At 66.7% G+C, this 13,264-nt stretch carries 18 protein-coding genes; 8 read left to right on the top strand and 10 right to left on the bottom strand.

Features of this window, described 5'->3' with window-relative positions; all coding sequences use genetic code 11:
* The first annotated feature begins 68 nt into the window (after nucleotides 1-68).
* Entirely contained in the window at nucleotides 69-389 is a 321-nt protein-coding gene (locus tag QM618_RS05255; RefSeq protein ID WP_428095412.1) for a TM2 domain-containing protein, read from the top strand.
* On the opposite strand, the gene QM618_RS05250 is transcribed toward QM618_RS05255, so the two are convergent.
* The 8 genes from QM618_RS05250 to QM618_RS05215 form a co-directional block, all read right to left on the bottom strand.
* Nucleotides 386-1,549, bottom strand: coding sequence for an SLC13 family permease (locus tag QM618_RS05250; RefSeq protein ID WP_428095411.1), 1,164 nt, complete (start codon nucleotides 1,547-1,549; stop codon nucleotides 386-388). The genes QM618_RS05255 and QM618_RS05250 overlap by 4 nt on opposite strands.
* Nucleotides 1,550-1,630: 81 nt before the next feature.
* On the bottom strand, nucleotides 1,631-2,935 hold the full coding sequence (locus QM618_RS05245; RefSeq protein ID WP_428095410.1) for a DUF222 domain-containing protein: 1,305 nt from the start codon (nucleotides 2,933-2,935) through the stop codon (nucleotides 1,631-1,633).
* 73 nt (nucleotides 2,936-3,008) lie between these two features.
* On the bottom strand, nucleotides 3,009-3,752 hold the full coding sequence (locus QM618_RS05240; RefSeq protein ID WP_428095409.1) for an SDR family oxidoreductase: 744 nt from the start codon (nucleotides 3,750-3,752) through the stop codon (nucleotides 3,009-3,011).
* Between the two features lie 9 nt (nucleotides 3,753-3,761).
* A complete protein-coding gene (locus tag QM618_RS05235) occupies nucleotides 3,762-4,154 on the bottom strand; it encodes a DUF952 domain-containing protein (RefSeq protein ID WP_428095408.1) in 393 nt (130 codons plus the stop codon).
* Nucleotides 4,147-4,530, bottom strand: coding sequence for a hypothetical protein (locus tag QM618_RS05230; RefSeq protein ID WP_428095407.1), 384 nt, complete (start codon nucleotides 4,528-4,530; stop codon nucleotides 4,147-4,149). The genes QM618_RS05235 and QM618_RS05230 overlap by 8 nt, the downstream gene beginning before the upstream one ends.
* 18 nt (nucleotides 4,531-4,548) lie before the next feature.
* Complete coding sequence (locus QM618_RS05225) at nucleotides 4,549-5,439, bottom strand: hypothetical protein (RefSeq protein WP_428095406.1); 891 nt, start codon at nucleotides 5,437-5,439, stop codon at nucleotides 4,549-4,551.
* Nucleotides 5,436-6,035: a DUF6318 family protein gene (locus tag QM618_RS05220; RefSeq protein ID WP_428095405.1), complete on the bottom strand. Its 600-nt coding sequence runs from the start codon at nucleotides 6,033-6,035 to the stop codon at nucleotides 5,436-5,438. Before QM618_RS05220 ends, QM618_RS05225 begins: the two co-directional genes overlap by 4 nt.
* Before the next feature lie 118 nt (nucleotides 6,036-6,153).
* Nucleotides 6,154-6,609, bottom strand: coding sequence for a methyltransferase family protein (locus QM618_RS05215; RefSeq protein WP_428095404.1), 456 nt, complete (start codon nucleotides 6,607-6,609; stop codon nucleotides 6,154-6,156).
* 210 nt (nucleotides 6,610-6,819) lie between these two features.
* On the opposite strand from QM618_RS05215, the gene QM618_RS05210 reads away from it, so the two are divergent.
* The 3 genes from QM618_RS05210 to QM618_RS05200 all read left to right on the top strand — a co-directional run bounded on the left by QM618_RS05210 (nucleotide 6,820) and on the right by QM618_RS05200 (nucleotide 8,438).
* On the top strand, nucleotides 6,820-7,398 hold the full coding sequence (locus tag QM618_RS05210; RefSeq protein WP_428095403.1) for a dienelactone hydrolase family protein: 579 nt from the start codon (nucleotides 6,820-6,822) through the stop codon (nucleotides 7,396-7,398).
* 135 nt (nucleotides 7,399-7,533) lie between these two features.
* The gene (locus QM618_RS05205) at nucleotides 7,534-7,995 is read left to right on the top strand and encodes a hypothetical protein (RefSeq protein WP_428095402.1); all 462 of its coding nucleotides are present in this window, start codon (nucleotides 7,534-7,536) and stop codon (nucleotides 7,993-7,995) included.
* 14 nt (nucleotides 7,996-8,009) lie between these two features.
* Nucleotides 8,010-8,438, top strand: a complete 429-nt coding sequence (locus QM618_RS05200; protein WP_428095401.1) for a VOC family protein — start codon at nucleotides 8,010-8,012, stop codon at nucleotides 8,436-8,438.
* 3 nt (nucleotides 8,439-8,441) lie between these two features.
* Here QM618_RS05200 and QM618_RS05195 read toward each other — a convergent pair whose 3' ends face one another.
* On the bottom strand, nucleotides 8,442-8,921 hold the full coding sequence (locus tag QM618_RS05195; protein ID WP_428095400.1) for an aminoacyl-tRNA deacylase: 480 nt from the start codon (nucleotides 8,919-8,921) through the stop codon (nucleotides 8,442-8,444).
* Between the two features lie 94 nt (nucleotides 8,922-9,015).
* On the opposite strand from QM618_RS05195, the gene QM618_RS05190 reads away from it, so the two are divergent.
* Entirely contained in the window at nucleotides 9,016-10,566 is a 1,551-nt protein-coding gene (locus QM618_RS05190; RefSeq protein ID WP_428095399.1) for a hypothetical protein, read from the top strand.
* On the opposite strand, the gene QM618_RS05185 is transcribed toward QM618_RS05190, so the two are convergent.
* Entirely contained in the window at nucleotides 10,508-10,981 is a 474-nt protein-coding gene (locus QM618_RS05185; protein ID WP_428095398.1) for a hypothetical protein, read from the bottom strand. The genes QM618_RS05190 and QM618_RS05185 overlap by 59 nt on opposite strands.
* Before the next feature lie 113 nt (nucleotides 10,982-11,094).
* Between QM618_RS05185 and QM618_RS05180 the strand changes: the two genes are divergently transcribed.
* From QM618_RS05180 to QM618_RS05170, 3 genes are all read left to right on the top strand, one after another.
* Nucleotides 11,095-12,396, top strand: a complete 1,302-nt coding sequence (locus QM618_RS05180; RefSeq protein ID WP_428095397.1) for an MFS transporter — start codon at nucleotides 11,095-11,097, stop codon at nucleotides 12,394-12,396.
* Nucleotides 12,397-12,524: 128 nt separating this feature from the next.
* Nucleotides 12,525-12,836: a hypothetical protein gene (locus QM618_RS05175; protein WP_428095396.1), complete on the top strand. Its 312-nt coding sequence runs from the start codon at nucleotides 12,525-12,527 to the stop codon at nucleotides 12,834-12,836.
* Nucleotides 12,837-12,931: 95 nt separating this feature from the next.
* A complete protein-coding gene (locus tag QM618_RS05170) occupies nucleotides 12,932-13,189 on the top strand; it encodes a hypothetical protein (protein WP_428095395.1) in 258 nt (85 codons plus the stop codon).
* The last annotated feature ends 75 nt before the right edge of the window (nucleotides 13,190-13,264 follow it).

Here is a 13,264-nt window from a genome sequence, read left to right as displayed (position 1 = left end):
CGAACCTCGTAATCGAAACGGTACGAAATCTCACCCCGCCGCAGCCGCAGAGCCGCTACAGTGCCCTTATGACGATGCAAAGTGGCGCGTACGAAGACATTTCTAGGGCTCCTAAGGGCAAGAACCTGGTTCTCGCCTACGCACTGTGGTTCTTCTTTGGAACCCTCGGCGCTCACCGCTTCTACGTGGGCCACATGCTTAAGGGAGTGCTCTTCCTGGTTGGCACCATCATCGCGATTGCTCTCTCAGCCGGCGTGCTTCCGGTGGTGTGGGTGCTCGCGGCGGTTGCGTGGGGCATTGTGCTCATCTTCTGGATCATCGACGCGTTCAAGCTACCCAGGCTCGTTGAGGCCACCGGCAAGGAAGTTGCCCCTAAGGTCAACGACTAACTCACAGCCAGCAGCGCACCCGTCGCTGCCAGCACGCTGAGCGGCGCCACCACGGCACCCCACATCACATAGCGCTTCCACGGCACCTCCACGCCAAGTGCGCTGAGTTGCCGGTGCCACAGCAGCGTGGCAAGCGACGCCCACGGCGTGATCAAGGGTCCCACGTTGACGCCTATGAGCACCGCTTTGAGCGCGAGCGGACTCGTCGTGAGCGGCTCCAGAATCAGGTATGCGGGCAAGTTGTCTACCAGGTTTGCGGCAACCATGGCGATGCCCGACGCTGCGAAGACGGCCGCTGCCCCGTCACCTGGGCCGGGAACGGTTAGGCGGCTCAGCACACCTTGCTCAATCGCGTCGGCGGCTACGAACAGTCCAGAAGCGAACACGACGAGCGCCCAGGGGACATCCCTCCACGGGGCGCGCCATTGCGTGGCCGCCAGCGAGCGCCGAGCCGCGGCCGCCACGATCAGCGCAATCGCGGCCGCCGTGGCGGGGATCCACGGCGCCACGGGCAGCAGCAGTGCAGGCAACAGCGCCGCCAACGTGAGCACTGTGACCCACCACAGGGCGCGATCCGGGGTTGGCGTGCGCTCCTCAAGGTCGTAGCGTCCCCGCAGGTGGCGGCGGGAGACGATGACTAGCGCACCACACGTAACGAGCACTGCCGCAAGGGATGGCAGCGCGAAGGTGCGAAGCCACTCCCCTGGGCTCGGGTTTCCCAGCTCGTGAGAGGCGAGCAGGTTCGTGAGGTTTGAGACAGGCAGGGTCAGGGACGAGGTGTTCGCGAGCCACACCGTCGCGAGCGCGAAGGGCATCGCCGCGGAACGAGTGTGCTGAGCCAAGAGCACCACGATGGGCGTCAGCAGCACAGCGGTAGTGTCGAGGCTCAGAAACGCGGTGCACACGACAGCAAGCGCCATCACTCCGCCAAAAAGCACCCAGCGCCGGTGCCCGGCGACTCGCGCCAGCCACTCGGCGAGTGAGGTGAACACGCCCGAGCGGAATGCGACGTCCGCCACCATCGTGATCGCCACCGCGAACCCCAAGACCGGGGCAGTCCGCGTGAGCACCTCGAGCACCGACTCGCCGGAGGTAGCACCCAGCAGCACGGAGATGAGGGTGGCAGTCCATAGCGCTGCGCCGATCCGGGTCAAGGGCACGCGATATCGTCGCACGCGCGCGCACATGCACACGCACACACGCACGCGCACGCGCACGCTCACGCGCACGACCACGTTTCGCTACGGAGACAGCGCGAGGTGCGCAAGGCCTCCCTTGCGTGGGGTTCGCGCGGGATCAATGGCTGCGGGCGGAGTGAACCACACTTCGCCCCGCTTCACTTCTATCAACCATCCCCCAAAGTGGATCCGATGGTGACAGCTCACACACAGCATGACCAGGTTGTCCATATTGGTCTTGCCGCCGAAGAGCCAGTGAATGATGTGGTGGACGTCGCAGTACGACGTTGGCGCATGACACCACGCGCAGCCACCGTCGCGCTCGCCTAGAGCGATTCGTTGGGCTTGCGTTGCGCTGCGACACGTTCGACCCACGTCTGTCGGCAGCGAGGCGCCGCCCATCACGGCGGGCAGAATGCCTGCGTCCACCGCCATCGCCCTCGCAGTGCTCGCAGAGATCGGGGCCTTCAGCGAATCGCACGTCCCCACTCCCAAGCGCGCCCTCAGCGACTCCTCGTCGATGCGCACCACCAAGGTGGTCGCCACCCCCGATCCGGGCGCGCCACATTTCAGCGCGTGGTGGGCAAGCATCGCGAGTGCGTCCACTCTCATCTGAGCGGGCGTCCGCTCATCCCCCGGAGTGGCCCGCTTGGCCTGGAAAGCTGCGCGCGTCTGCGCGTCGAGCCACGTCAGAATCCCTGCCGCCGACAGCGGATCCAGCAGCCCCCTGACAACGACCGCGCCGTCCAAACGCTCCGCCAGCGTCAGGCGGCGATCCTCGTAGAGCTGCCGCTCACGCTCTTCCGCCTCTGCAGGATTGTTGAACACGACCTCGCGCGCACATGCTTGCCGCAGGTCGTGCGGTCGCAGCCGCCGCGCGAGCCCCACGAACTGGGACTCCACCTCAGAATCCCCACGGAGTTTCTCCAGCGTCTCGATGAGGATGTCCGCCTTCTCCACCGTGATCTCGTCGGCCCTCAGCGCGGCAGCGACAAGCGCCCACCCTCGAGGCGCCTCACCGGTCTCACTGCCCAAGGCCTCCACAGCGTCGGCCGTTGCCAACGCACGACCCACCTTGGCGAGCCGTTCGGCCTCCCACCCCGAGCCGCCAAGAGACTCTGCCACGAGAGCCTTCGCGCTCTTGAAGCCCATGCGCCGCGCGATCCCGCCGGGCCCAGGAACGGCCTCAGCTCGCGCCTGGATCTCCCCGGCAACCTCGGACGCGAGAGCGTCGAGCGCCCTACGCGCCTCGCCGATATCCCGCTGCACGTCGAGGAGCGCGTCGTCGCTCAGAGGCGCCAACGGCGCGCCATCGCGCGCGCACACCGCAGCGCTCGCCGAGGCGTATCGCGCGGTCTGGAAGGTCATAGAAACAGTGAATCAGGCGCCCCCGACGCAGAGGCCGGAAAAGCCCCAATTGTGGATAACTTCTGAAGACGCCCTAGGAACGCACCGTCTTGGTGGCGCTAGCCTGCTCGCGCGGCCGCACCACCATGAGGTCAACGTTGACGTGATGTGGCAGCCCAACCATCCACCCAATCGCGTCCGCAATATCCTCCGCTACCAGGGGCTTTATCCCGTCGTAGACGGCCGCCGCGCGCTCGGAATCCCCGCCAAAGCGGTTCACCGAGAACTCCTCCGTGGCCACCATCCCTGGCGCGATCTCCATGACCCGCACACCCGTGCCCGTCAGTTCCAGCCGCAACGTGCGTGTCATCGCCGCCTCTGCCGTCTTCGCCGCCACATACCCCGCCCCGCGTTCGTAAGCCTCGTGCCCGGCCGTGGAGGTAACGACCACCACGTCGCCGCGCCCGCTCTCACGAAGCAGCGGCAGCAGCGCCTGCGTCATGCGCACGGCGCCCACCACATTCACCTCGTATTGGGACGTCCACGCCTCAAGCGCCGAGTCCGCGATGAGGTCCATCCCCAACGCCCCGCCAGCGTTGTTGACCAGCAGATTCACCCCGCCGCGCGCACCCACATGGTCCGCGAGCGCCGCCACTTCCCCGTCGGACGTTACGTCCGCGACAAAGACAGCACACCCCGTCTCGCGCGCCAGCTCGCGCAGTCGCGAATCCCGCCGAGCGACGGCGGTGACGTGCCAGCCGTCCGCAACCAAGCGTCGGACCGTTGCCGCCCCAATCCCCGACGACGCCCCCGTCACCACTGCCCGTAACTGACCCATTTCTTCACTCTAGGGCGCGAGGAGGGCCGCCAGGTCCAGGGTTCCGTCCGCTGCCAGCCCGACGGCCGGGGCGGCGACCACCGCACCCACCGGCAAGGCGCCATACAGGTGGGGAAAATACTGGCCCGACGCTGGGTCCAGGTCCTCGCGGATCTCACCGGGGAAGCGCTCGGGGGCGATGACGAGCAGGACAACATCGGAGCGTCCGCGGTAGAACGCGTCCGCGACGCCCTGAACTTGGTGGGCGTGGCTCGCGTGGAGGTATCCCACGTCGTCGAGCGTCATGCCCAAGGTGGACACGCGGTACTCGCCAGCCTCGAATGCCGCCGCCCAATCCGCTGCCAGGGCGAGGTGAAAGAGGCGGCTGCCAGGAGCGTCGGGCCGTGGGCGGATGTCAGTCACCTTTGCGCTCCCCCAGCCCCAACTCCATCTGCTTCTGCCACCATTTGCGCTTGGGGCGGGGCAAGGGATCGGGGTCGCTGGCGCGCCGCGCGTCCTCGAGCAGCAGGTCGCCAACGGCCTGCTCGGTCTCGCCATCGGGGTAGCGCAGGGTCACGGTTGGCGGGCGGTGCAGGGGGTCAAGGCGGAAGTCAATGAGGATGTCGTTCGCGAGGTTGATGGCCTGCTGGCGCACGGGCGTGGACTCGTTGGGCTCTGCATACGCGACCACGCGCCAGGTGCGATTGCCCTTGTAAACCTCTAATCCGGCGTCCTTGAGGCGCTGCACCGTTGGCGCGTCGATGGGCGCAACCTCAAGTGCAATCTCCAGACGGGTCATGAGGCCATTCTGGCGCGATCAGCCGTTCGCGGCCAGACGACAGTTGCCATCGAGATCGCAGTTCACCAGCCGCGAGCGGGGGTCGTAGATCACCAGGTCCACCGGTGTGGACTGACTGCTGATCGTGGAACCAAACACCACCCACGGCCCGCCATTCACGCGGTACTCGCCGGTCCAGGTGGTCGTAAGCGCAACGGTGGCGCGGTCCGACGCGTGCGGGTACGTATGTGTGAGCGTCGCGTTGGGATAGGGCTGGCCGGGATCGCTGGTTGCGGTGTGACTGCCGTCGCCCCACTCCCACCGGTAGTCCGACGCTGTGGCCAAGATTTCCACGTCCGCACCCAGGAGGGTGGCTTGGTGGAGGCGCGGCTCGTCGCCGGCCATGGCGATGGTGGGAACCGTCGCGATGACCCAGCCGGTGTTGGGCTGGAGGTTGATGTCACTCGGCTGCGGCTGGAGCTCAGTCCACTCGCGGTTGATCGCGGCGAGGAGGGCGGCGTCTTGAGGGCAGGAGTAGTCGCGGTAGATGGACCAGTCCGTCCACGTGCCGTCCGCGTTCTGAGTGCGGACCCAAATGGGGAGTTGGGCTGGCGTGCCGTCGATGCACAGGATCTCGAGTGGGTCGTTGTCCGGGCAAATCGGAGTCTGATCTTGCCGGGTTCTGTTGGACTCGCATCGCGGTGCACGCATTTCCTGGGTCAACGGACCGGAGGATCCGCCGGAGTTGGAGGCGGGCGTGCTGCCGGAGTTGTCGTGGCGGCTTCCTTGGACCTCAAATCCGTCCGCGTCCGGGGACGTCGTGCCACCGAAAACATCATCCTCGCCTGCGGCGTGCGCTTTCGTAGCAAGAGACCCACCGGCGAGGACAATTGCAAGAAGTGCGAGGAGGAAGGCGCGCCATAGGATCATGCGAACTTCACCCCTTGGACGAGCCACTTGCCATCGCGAAACTCAAGCTGGAGCGTGAAGGTCGTATCGGATGCTGCCTCCGCTAGCTCCGGCGTGCCGGCGTCCTTGATGAGGACTGCGTCGTTCAGGTGCGACGGAACGTCTACATAGGCCCGGTCATCATCGCCGAAAATGGCCCGGCTCGCTCCAACTTCGGGTGCGATTTCGCCGCCGCTGGCTGCCCAGCCACGATCTTGGACGGTCTTCACGTTGTCGAGGCTCGACGAGCAATAGGAGCACTCCTCCCCACTCAAGAACTCCCACATCGCCGTGTCGCCAGTGTGGAACATGGGCGCGTACAACGTGAGGAAGAACTCCGCCGTCACAATCGCCCCGTCAAGCCCCGGAGACGTCGCCCCATCAGGCAGCTGAGCAAGCAGAGCATCAGTCCCAGTGGGCGTAGGGCTCGGCGACGCAACAGGCGTAGTCGCAATGGGCGAAGAACCACCACTCGGCGACTCTGTCACCACGGGCTCACCCCCCGGCGTGCACGCGGCCGCACACAGCAACAGAGCGCCAACAACAACGCCCGCGCCCAAGAGACGCCACTTGTCCATGCTGCTTCCCCCCTAGTCGGCCCCGCTCGCCCCAACATGGCGAGCACCCCAACGAAAGATCCCGGTTCAGGTACCCAGCACCCTAGCCGGAGCCAGTCAAGACCGCATCAGCAACCAGTCAAACTGTGGATAACCGTCCCAAACCCGGCACGAAGCGCCCCACTCGCGCCCCGTACGCCCCGTACCCCGGATAGGCGCCAAGCAGGTACCCCTCCTCCACGCGCGCCTTCACCGCGAAGAACACACAGAGACACGCGACAGCCAGATAGCACCACACCACCCCCACCCCCACGGCCACGCCAAGGCAGATCACCACGAGCGCCGAATACATGGGGTGCCGCGCCCATCGGTACGGCCCCGCGGCCACCATTCCGGCACCGTTCGGCTCGGGAAGTGGCGTCAGGGAGCGCCCAAGAACCCGCCCCGTCCACACCACAACTACCGACCCAGCCACCACCAAAGCGAGCCCAAGAATCAGGGACGCAAACAGCGTCGGGCCTGGCACAAAGGCGGTCACCGCCACCGCGAGGAACAGCAGCCCCTGCACTCCCACCAGCACGCGCCCAGTCGTCATAGCTCCCCAGATTATGCCCACGGAAAAAAGTTTCGAATCCGAGTTGCATTACACCCCGGTAAGCGTTGTAGAGTATCCATCAAGCGACGCGCGCAACGCCATCACCCCCCGAGGCCTTGTGCGCGTCGCTCTTTTCATGCCCCCACACTTTTTTCTGCCCGACGGCCCGCTCGCCTCGCGCTTGAGCCTCACCGGGGTGACACTGGAGGCATGGCAGAGATCCTCCTCTTCCACCACGCGTTCGGCCTCACCGATGGCCTTCGCGGACTGGCCGCGCGGCTCACCGCGGAGGGCCACACCGTCCACTGCCCCGACACCTACGCCGGCGCCACCTTCCGCAGTCTCGATGACGGCGTGCGCCACGCCCAACGCATTGGCCACGACGCCGTAGAAGACGTTGCCCGACGCTCCGCTCGCGAACACCGCACAGCCGACGTTGTCATTGGGTTCAGTTTGGGCAGCATGCAGGCGCAGATCTTGGCGCAGGACGTGCGGCGCATTCGCGGATGCCTGCTGATGGGCGGCGCACTGCCGCCCCGGGCGCTTGGCGGCGCGTGGCGGCGGGACGTTGCCCTCGAGATTCACGTGGCCGAGCCCGACGAATGGGTACAACCAGACGAGCTCGACGGGCTCGTGTTCCAAGCCCCCCACGCGAACGTCTACCGCTACGCCAACAAGGGGCACCTCTTCGTCGACGAGTGCAGCCGCGATTACGACGCCGACGCCGCCGATCTGTTCGAGGAGCGACTCGAAGCGTGGCTCGCTGATCTCGACGCCCACGCGGCGTAGCGCAACTCCTCGCAAAGGTCACAGAATCGAAACGATTTGCCGCGCGCGGCAACCGCGCGCGTACGCGATTCGTTCGCACCTCGCGACCCACCTACACTGGGGCGCGGCGCCACGCGCCTAACCCCGAGGAGCACCATGCAGGTCCGCAACGCCATCGTCGCCGTCACGGTTGCCGCTTTCGCGCTCACGCTCTCCGCGTGCACGCAAGACGCCGACCCCACCCCCACCGCGAGTGGAACGGCGAACGCCCCGGTGACCACGCCGTCGGACAGCGCGGAACCCAGCCCAAGCGCCACCCCCACCACCTCCCCCGCGGCGGCCGGCGATATCCGCCCCATCCAGGACGGCTTCACGCTGACGAACGTCACCGAGACCCTCCGCACGGGCTTCCCCAGCTTCGCCGAGAAGACCGACGACGAGATCGTCGTGATCCTCAACGCCGGCTGCGACGGCATCGACGCCGAGGGCACGCCCCAAGCGGGTGCGGACGCGATTCAGTCCCACGGCATCGACGCCTACGACGCGATGTTCGCCGTGACGGCGTCGATTTCGCTGTACTGCCCGGAGTACTCGGCCTTCCTCGGCCCCACGTCCTGACGTACGGTGGCTAGATGCCATCGAAAATCGGAAACGTCGTCTTCTACGCTGACAACCCTGCCGCGCTCGCGCGATTCTGGGCGGGCGTCTACGGCCTGGAGCCCATGGAGTTCGAGGGCGAGCTCAAGGACCAGCTGCTCGCGAGCGGCCTCACCGAGGAGGACCTCGCCAAGCGCGGCCTGGTCCAGGACCCCAACGGCGAGAGCCCGCGCCTCTTCTTCCACCACGCGGACGAGGCCAAAGACGGCCGCAATCGCATCCACCTTGACGTGCAGGCAACCCCCGGTCGCGCACCCTCGCACGAGGAGTTGGACGCCGAGAAGGATCGCCTCGTTGCCCTAGGCGCGGAGGTGGTGCGGCTCATCGACCAGCAGTGGGGGCCGTGGCCAGAGCACTACTACCAAATGCGCGATCCCGAGGGCAACGAGTTCTGCCTGCAGTAGCTCCTAGCGAGCCGTCAACGGCTCCGTCACATCGGCAACCTGAGCCCCAAGCACCTCAACCAGTTGCTCCGGCGCCACCGTGGCCGCAAGCCCGTGCGCGCCGGCACCGATGGACACCGGCCCTTGCCGCTGCACCAACAGGGCATCGGCGATAACCGGCCACGCAGTACTGGACCCAAACGGCGTGATCGTGCCGCGCTCGTAGCCGGTCACCGCGAACGCCACATCCTTGTCCGGCATCGACAGTCGGCTCACGCCCAGCAGCGCGCGCAACTTGGGCCAGCTGATCTCGCGATCGCCCGGCACCAGCACAAAGAGGAAGTCGTCCTCGCCGCGGCGCACCACCAGAGTTTTGAGGATCGCCCCAGGATTGAGCCCGCGCGCCTCCGCGGCCTCCTCGAGCGAGCGCACGGGTCCGTGCTCGGTCACCTCAAAGTCGATTCCCGACGCTTCCAGGGCTTGCGTAGCTGCCGTCACCTTCACATGCCAAGGGTAAGGGTCACGATTCAGCACGTCCCCATCACGAAAGCGTCACGCCTGGTGCGCTTGGGGTTTGGCTGCCACTAGCGTCGGGCCTATGGAGACACCGGGGGTGTTGAGGCAGGCGGGAAACTGGCTCGCGCACCCGGTGTCCCTGCTGGCGTTGGTGGTGATGCTGGTCAACGACCACGTGCTCAAGGCACAGTTTGGCTCGTGGTGGACGGGCAAGCTGTCCGACGCTGCGGGCCTCGTTTTCTTCCCGGCTCTCGTGGCGCTTGTGGTCGCCCTGGTAGTGCCGCGGCTGGCGTGGCGCACGGTGGTGGGCTCGGCGCTTACCGTGACGGCGCTGGGCTTTGTGTGGGTGAAGGCGACGGCGATGGGAGCCGCCGCAGCGTCGGACCTGCTCAGTACTGTCGCGGGGCCAAGCGTTGTTCTTGCTGACCGTAGCGATCTCCTTACGCTGCCCTTCCTGGCGCTTGCCGGGTGGGTGGCGATGCAGCCGCGGGTTGCGCCACGCTGGCGTGTGATCGCGGTGCTGCCGATCGCGGTGCTCGCGAGCGCGGCGACGTCCGCGATCCCGCCCGACATGCCCGTGCAGGTGACCAACGTGGACGGCTCACTTGTGGTGGGCCTGGGCGATTCGCCGGGGCAAGACCCCTACTCGATGAGCTGGTACACGCAACTCGAGGATGGATCGCTGTGGAGCGTGCCCTACGACGAGAACGAGAGGTGGGCGCTCTCCGCGACCTCGGCCGAGCCGGACACCGCAGAGGAGTGCCTTTGGTGGGAGCCGAGCGTCTGCTACCGCCCCTACGAGGGTCACCTCGGTGTGGAGACCAGCGACGACGGCGGCACCACGTGGACCGTGGACTGGCAGGTTCCTGACAACGAGCGCGAACTGCTCTTTGACGCCCTCCAGGCCCAGCGAGACGGCTACCAAACCACGGGCGACCTGCGCACGTTCGACATCGCGATCATCCCGCACGTCGAGGGCGGGTACGAGGTGTGGGCCGCCAACGGGTTCGACGGGCTGGCGATGAAGCCCTCCCCTGACGGCGAGTGGCAGCGCGTCTACAGCTACGACTGGGCGCAAGGATTTGTGGAGCCCATGCCGCTTCCCAGCGAGGTGGAGTACGTCGCCGCCTACTCGCTACCGCTGCCTCTCGTGGCGTTCGGCGTGGGGCTGTTCCTTGCACTCGCCATCATCACCACGGCCTTCCGCATCTTCTCCAACGAGGCCGGCGGCAAGCTCGCGCTGTTCATCGCGGGCATCGGCGTTGGCGGCTTCGCGGCGGTGCTCGCGGTCATGATCACGATCAGCGACAGCGTGCTGAGCCCCGTGGGCATCCCGTCCGACTTCATTCTGGGGATGAGTGTGGCCATGTTCCTTGGCATCGGCGGCGTGCTGCTGGTGATCACGCTTGCCATCACTGCTCGACGCTGGGGCTGGCTCGCGCTCCTTACATGCCTGGTAATCGCGCTCGTTGGGTCGATGATTACGGCCTTTGTACCGCTGGCGGCCTTGTGGCCGCTGTGGACCGGGCTGGGCGTGTGCGTGTTGCTGAGCGTGGCGGCCCAACAGGCGTTTGTCAGGACTCGCGCCCCACGTACGGAGTTGGCTGCGCATCCCCACCCTGCGGCCCGTTGAACGCCACTCGGCAGATGCCGCGCACGGCGGACGCGAACCACTCGGCGATCATGTCGTCCAACTCCCCCTGCACGCCGGAGAACGCCACAATGAGGCCGTCTCTGATGATGCCGCCTGGCCACTTGATGTCGCCTGGAGCGTAGAGGTGTGGGGCCGCAGCGCGGAGTTCCGAGGTGTCGCGCCCCGTGCGCTTCACCAGCTGGGCCTTGGCGGTGGCGAACTCGAGCGTGCGCTCGTTGACCTCGCCGCCCACGTGCGCGGTGAAGAGCACGGTGCCGTCCGCGGCCACGGGGTCCAGCACCACAAGACTTCCCGTGTGGCGGTTGGTGACGCCCACTTCAGCGGCCCGAGCGATTGCCGGGGAGATTACGTCCCATGCCTGCTCGCAGATCTCGGTGGTGAGTCCGGTGAACACGTGCGCCTCCTTGGCAGTCCCGGGAAAGAGGGCGGCCATCGCCGTTGACAACCGCCCCGCAGTCCAGACTAGACCCGCTTACCGCCTGGTAGGTTTTTCGCTACACTTTGGTGGTGACCGCGCCAGACGCCGCTGATATGCCCGACGTTGTGGTCGCCGCCGCACCCGGCGTCACCGAGGTGGCCATCGTCCCTGGCGAGGCGCAGCCGGGTGAGGAACAAGCGCCACCCATGCCCCATCGCAGGGCCGTCGCATCCCTGATTGTGCTGGCTACTACCGCGTTCCTGTTCTCCACCAACGAGACGTCTGTGCTCGGCGTGATCTCCGTGATGGCGGAGGACATGAACCGCTCGGAGGCGGCCGTTGGCCTCATGACCACGGTGTGGGCCGTGGTCAACATGATCATGTCCATTCCGGCGGCGTTGCTGTTGCGCCGGTTGCCGCGCAAGTGGGTGCTTGCGGGCACTTCCCTGCTGCTTGCCGTGGGAATCGCAATGGTCGCGAGCGCCCCGTCGTTCGGCTGGTTGCTCGCGGGACGCGGAGTCTCTGGCATCGCGCACGCGGCGTTCTGGGCCATCGTGACGCCCACGGCGGCGGGGCTGTTTGGCTCTGCCGAGCGTGGGCGATCGGTGTCGCGGCTGTTGCTCGGCACGTCGCTCGCGGGCATCGTGGGCCTTCCCGCCGTGACCGTGCTGGCACAACACGTGGGCTGGCGCGCGCCGTACTGGGTGCTGTGCGGGGCGATGCTCGCGGTGGCGGTGGCGATTGTGCTGATCATGCCGAGCTTCCGGGCCGAGCAGGGCACGGCCGCTCGCGGCCTCATTCCCTCATGGCCGATCTTCGCGCGCATCCTCGTGGTGTGCGGGCTTGCGGTGGCGTCCGTCTCGCTGACGTGGACGTTCATCACGCCGTTCGCCACGGATGTGGCGGGGCTTGGGAAGGCCACCATTCCCACGCTGCTGATGGTGGGTGGTGTCAGCGGCTTCGTGGCGATGTTCCTGGTAGGACGCTATTTGGATCGCTATCCGGTGCGAGCGGTTGCCTTTGGGATGGCGTTGCTGGCGGCCGTGTGGGCCGTGATGGCGTTGTTCGGCTCTGTGGCGTGGGTGCTCATCGCGTGCGTGGCGCTGCAGGGATTCGCGTGGTCCATCTTGGTGGCGGCGATGGTCAACTGGGCCATCCGTCACGCGCCCGGATCTACTGACACGGCCAATGGCACGTATGCGACGGTGTTTGGGGCGGGCAACGCGGCGGGCTCCGCGGCAGGCGCGGCGCTGTTCGCGGCGGTGGGCGCCGCGTGGCTGCCGGTGGCGTCGCTGGTGATCACCTTGGGGGCCGCGGTGTTGGTGTGGACCATGCGTGGGGTCGGGGTTGCGCGGCCGGTGCTAAAGGTGCGTGCCGCCAAGGTGCGGTGAGCGCCCGAGCTGCCGCGGCGTCGGGCGGGCTAACCCTGTTTTGCTGTTCTAGGAATCCTCAAAATAGCGAAACTGGCACGGCCCGTAGGTTCCGCGCGCTGATGCCTGCCCGGCGCTAGGCTCGCCGCATGGCGTACTCGCAACAGTCCCTGCGCTCGCAGACCAATGTCTATGCCGGATTTCTGTGGGTATATTACGTCTTTTCCATGCTCGCGATTGGCCTTCTGTTTGGCCAACTGTTCCAGCGCCCGGGCGGGTTCGATGGCGAGACCGCGTTCAATGGCACCGCCTTCTGGGGCGGCGCCGGCCTGGCCGCGGTGCTCAATATTCCCCTGATGGTGTTCTTCTATCTGGTGCGCCTTGGCGTGCTGCAACTGGGGCGGGCCAAGCCGGCCGCGCTGAAGACCGGCGCGCAGTACCTCGCCGATCAGGACCAATAGGACTGTGCGCCGCTAACACTCGCGCGCTATGCTCCCCGCAAGCGGCCCATTTCCAGGGCCGATGACCGGGCCGAGTCCTGGAGTTTGGGGGCATCATGACCGAGCCAGCGCAAACCCCTGCACCGGTTCCTGGGTCTAGCCTGCTAGGAATCAGCGTGTTCCTTGCCGTGATCTTTGGGGGCGTCGTTGGCGCCGTCACGCAGGCCAACGGCAGTGAGACCGGAGGCAACGGCGCCGGCGGGTTCTTCATGGGCGCCATCGCCACCCTGCTGCTGATGCTGCCCTTGGTGGCGCTGTTCCGATTGGGTACCGCGATCCTTAGGGAGCTGCGGGAGCAACGTCGGGAGCCGTGAGCTACCCACGTGGGCGTTGCCGCTCCAAAGCGCCCGCCGTACACTGTCCGTACACCGATTCGTAGGCCACACAAG

It is taken from the genome of Demequina sp. (assembly GCF_049841215.1).
GTDB lineage: Bacteria > Actinomycetota > Actinomycetes > Actinomycetales > Demequinaceae > Demequina.
Note: the sequence above shows the minus strand (reverse complement) of the source record. Positions and strands in the feature narration are given on the sequence as shown.

Bases quoted from the DNA above. Each gene is read 5' to 3' on its own strand.
- QM618_RS05230 (WP_428095407.1), bottom strand. From the start codon at position 4,530: ATGACCCGTCTGGAGATTGCACTTGAGGTTGCGCCCATCGACGCGCCA.
- QM618_RS05255 (WP_428095412.1), top strand. From the start codon at position 69: ATGACGATGCAAAGTGGCGCGTACGAAGACATTTCTAGGGCTCCTAAG.
- QM618_RS05220 (WP_428095405.1), bottom strand. From the start codon at position 6,035: ATGGACAAGTGGCGTCTCTTGGGCGCGGGCGTTGTTGTTGGCGCTCTG.
- QM618_RS05205 (WP_428095402.1), top strand. From the start codon at position 7,534: ATGCAGGTCCGCAACGCCATCGTCGCCGTCACGGTTGCCGCTTTCGCG.
- QM618_RS05240 (WP_428095409.1), bottom strand. From the start codon at position 3,752: ATGGGTCAGTTACGGGCAGTGGTGACGGGGGCGTCGTCGGGGATTGGG.
- QM618_RS05245 (WP_428095410.1), bottom strand. From the start codon at position 2,935: ATGACCTTCCAGACCGCGCGATACGCCTCGGCGAGCGCTGCGGTGTGC.
- QM618_RS05170 (WP_428095395.1), top strand. From the start codon at position 12,932: ATGACCGAGCCAGCGCAAACCCCTGCACCGGTTCCTGGGTCTAGCCTG.
- QM618_RS05175 (WP_428095396.1), top strand. From the start codon at position 12,525: ATGGCGTACTCGCAACAGTCCCTGCGCTCGCAGACCAATGTCTATGCC.
- QM618_RS05215 (WP_428095404.1), bottom strand. From the start codon at position 6,609: ATGACGACTGGGCGCGTGCTGGTGGGAGTGCAGGGGCTGCTGTTCCTC.
- QM618_RS05200 (WP_428095401.1), top strand. From the start codon at position 8,010: ATGCCATCGAAAATCGGAAACGTCGTCTTCTACGCTGACAACCCTGCC.
- QM618_RS05225 (WP_428095406.1), bottom strand. From the start codon at position 5,439: ATGATCCTATGGCGCGCCTTCCTCCTCGCACTTCTTGCAATTGTCCTC.
- QM618_RS05190 (WP_428095399.1), top strand. From the start codon at position 9,016: ATGGAGACACCGGGGGTGTTGAGGCAGGCGGGAAACTGGCTCGCGCAC.
- QM618_RS05210 (WP_428095403.1), top strand. From the start codon at position 6,820: ATGGCAGAGATCCTCCTCTTCCACCACGCGTTCGGCCTCACCGATGGC.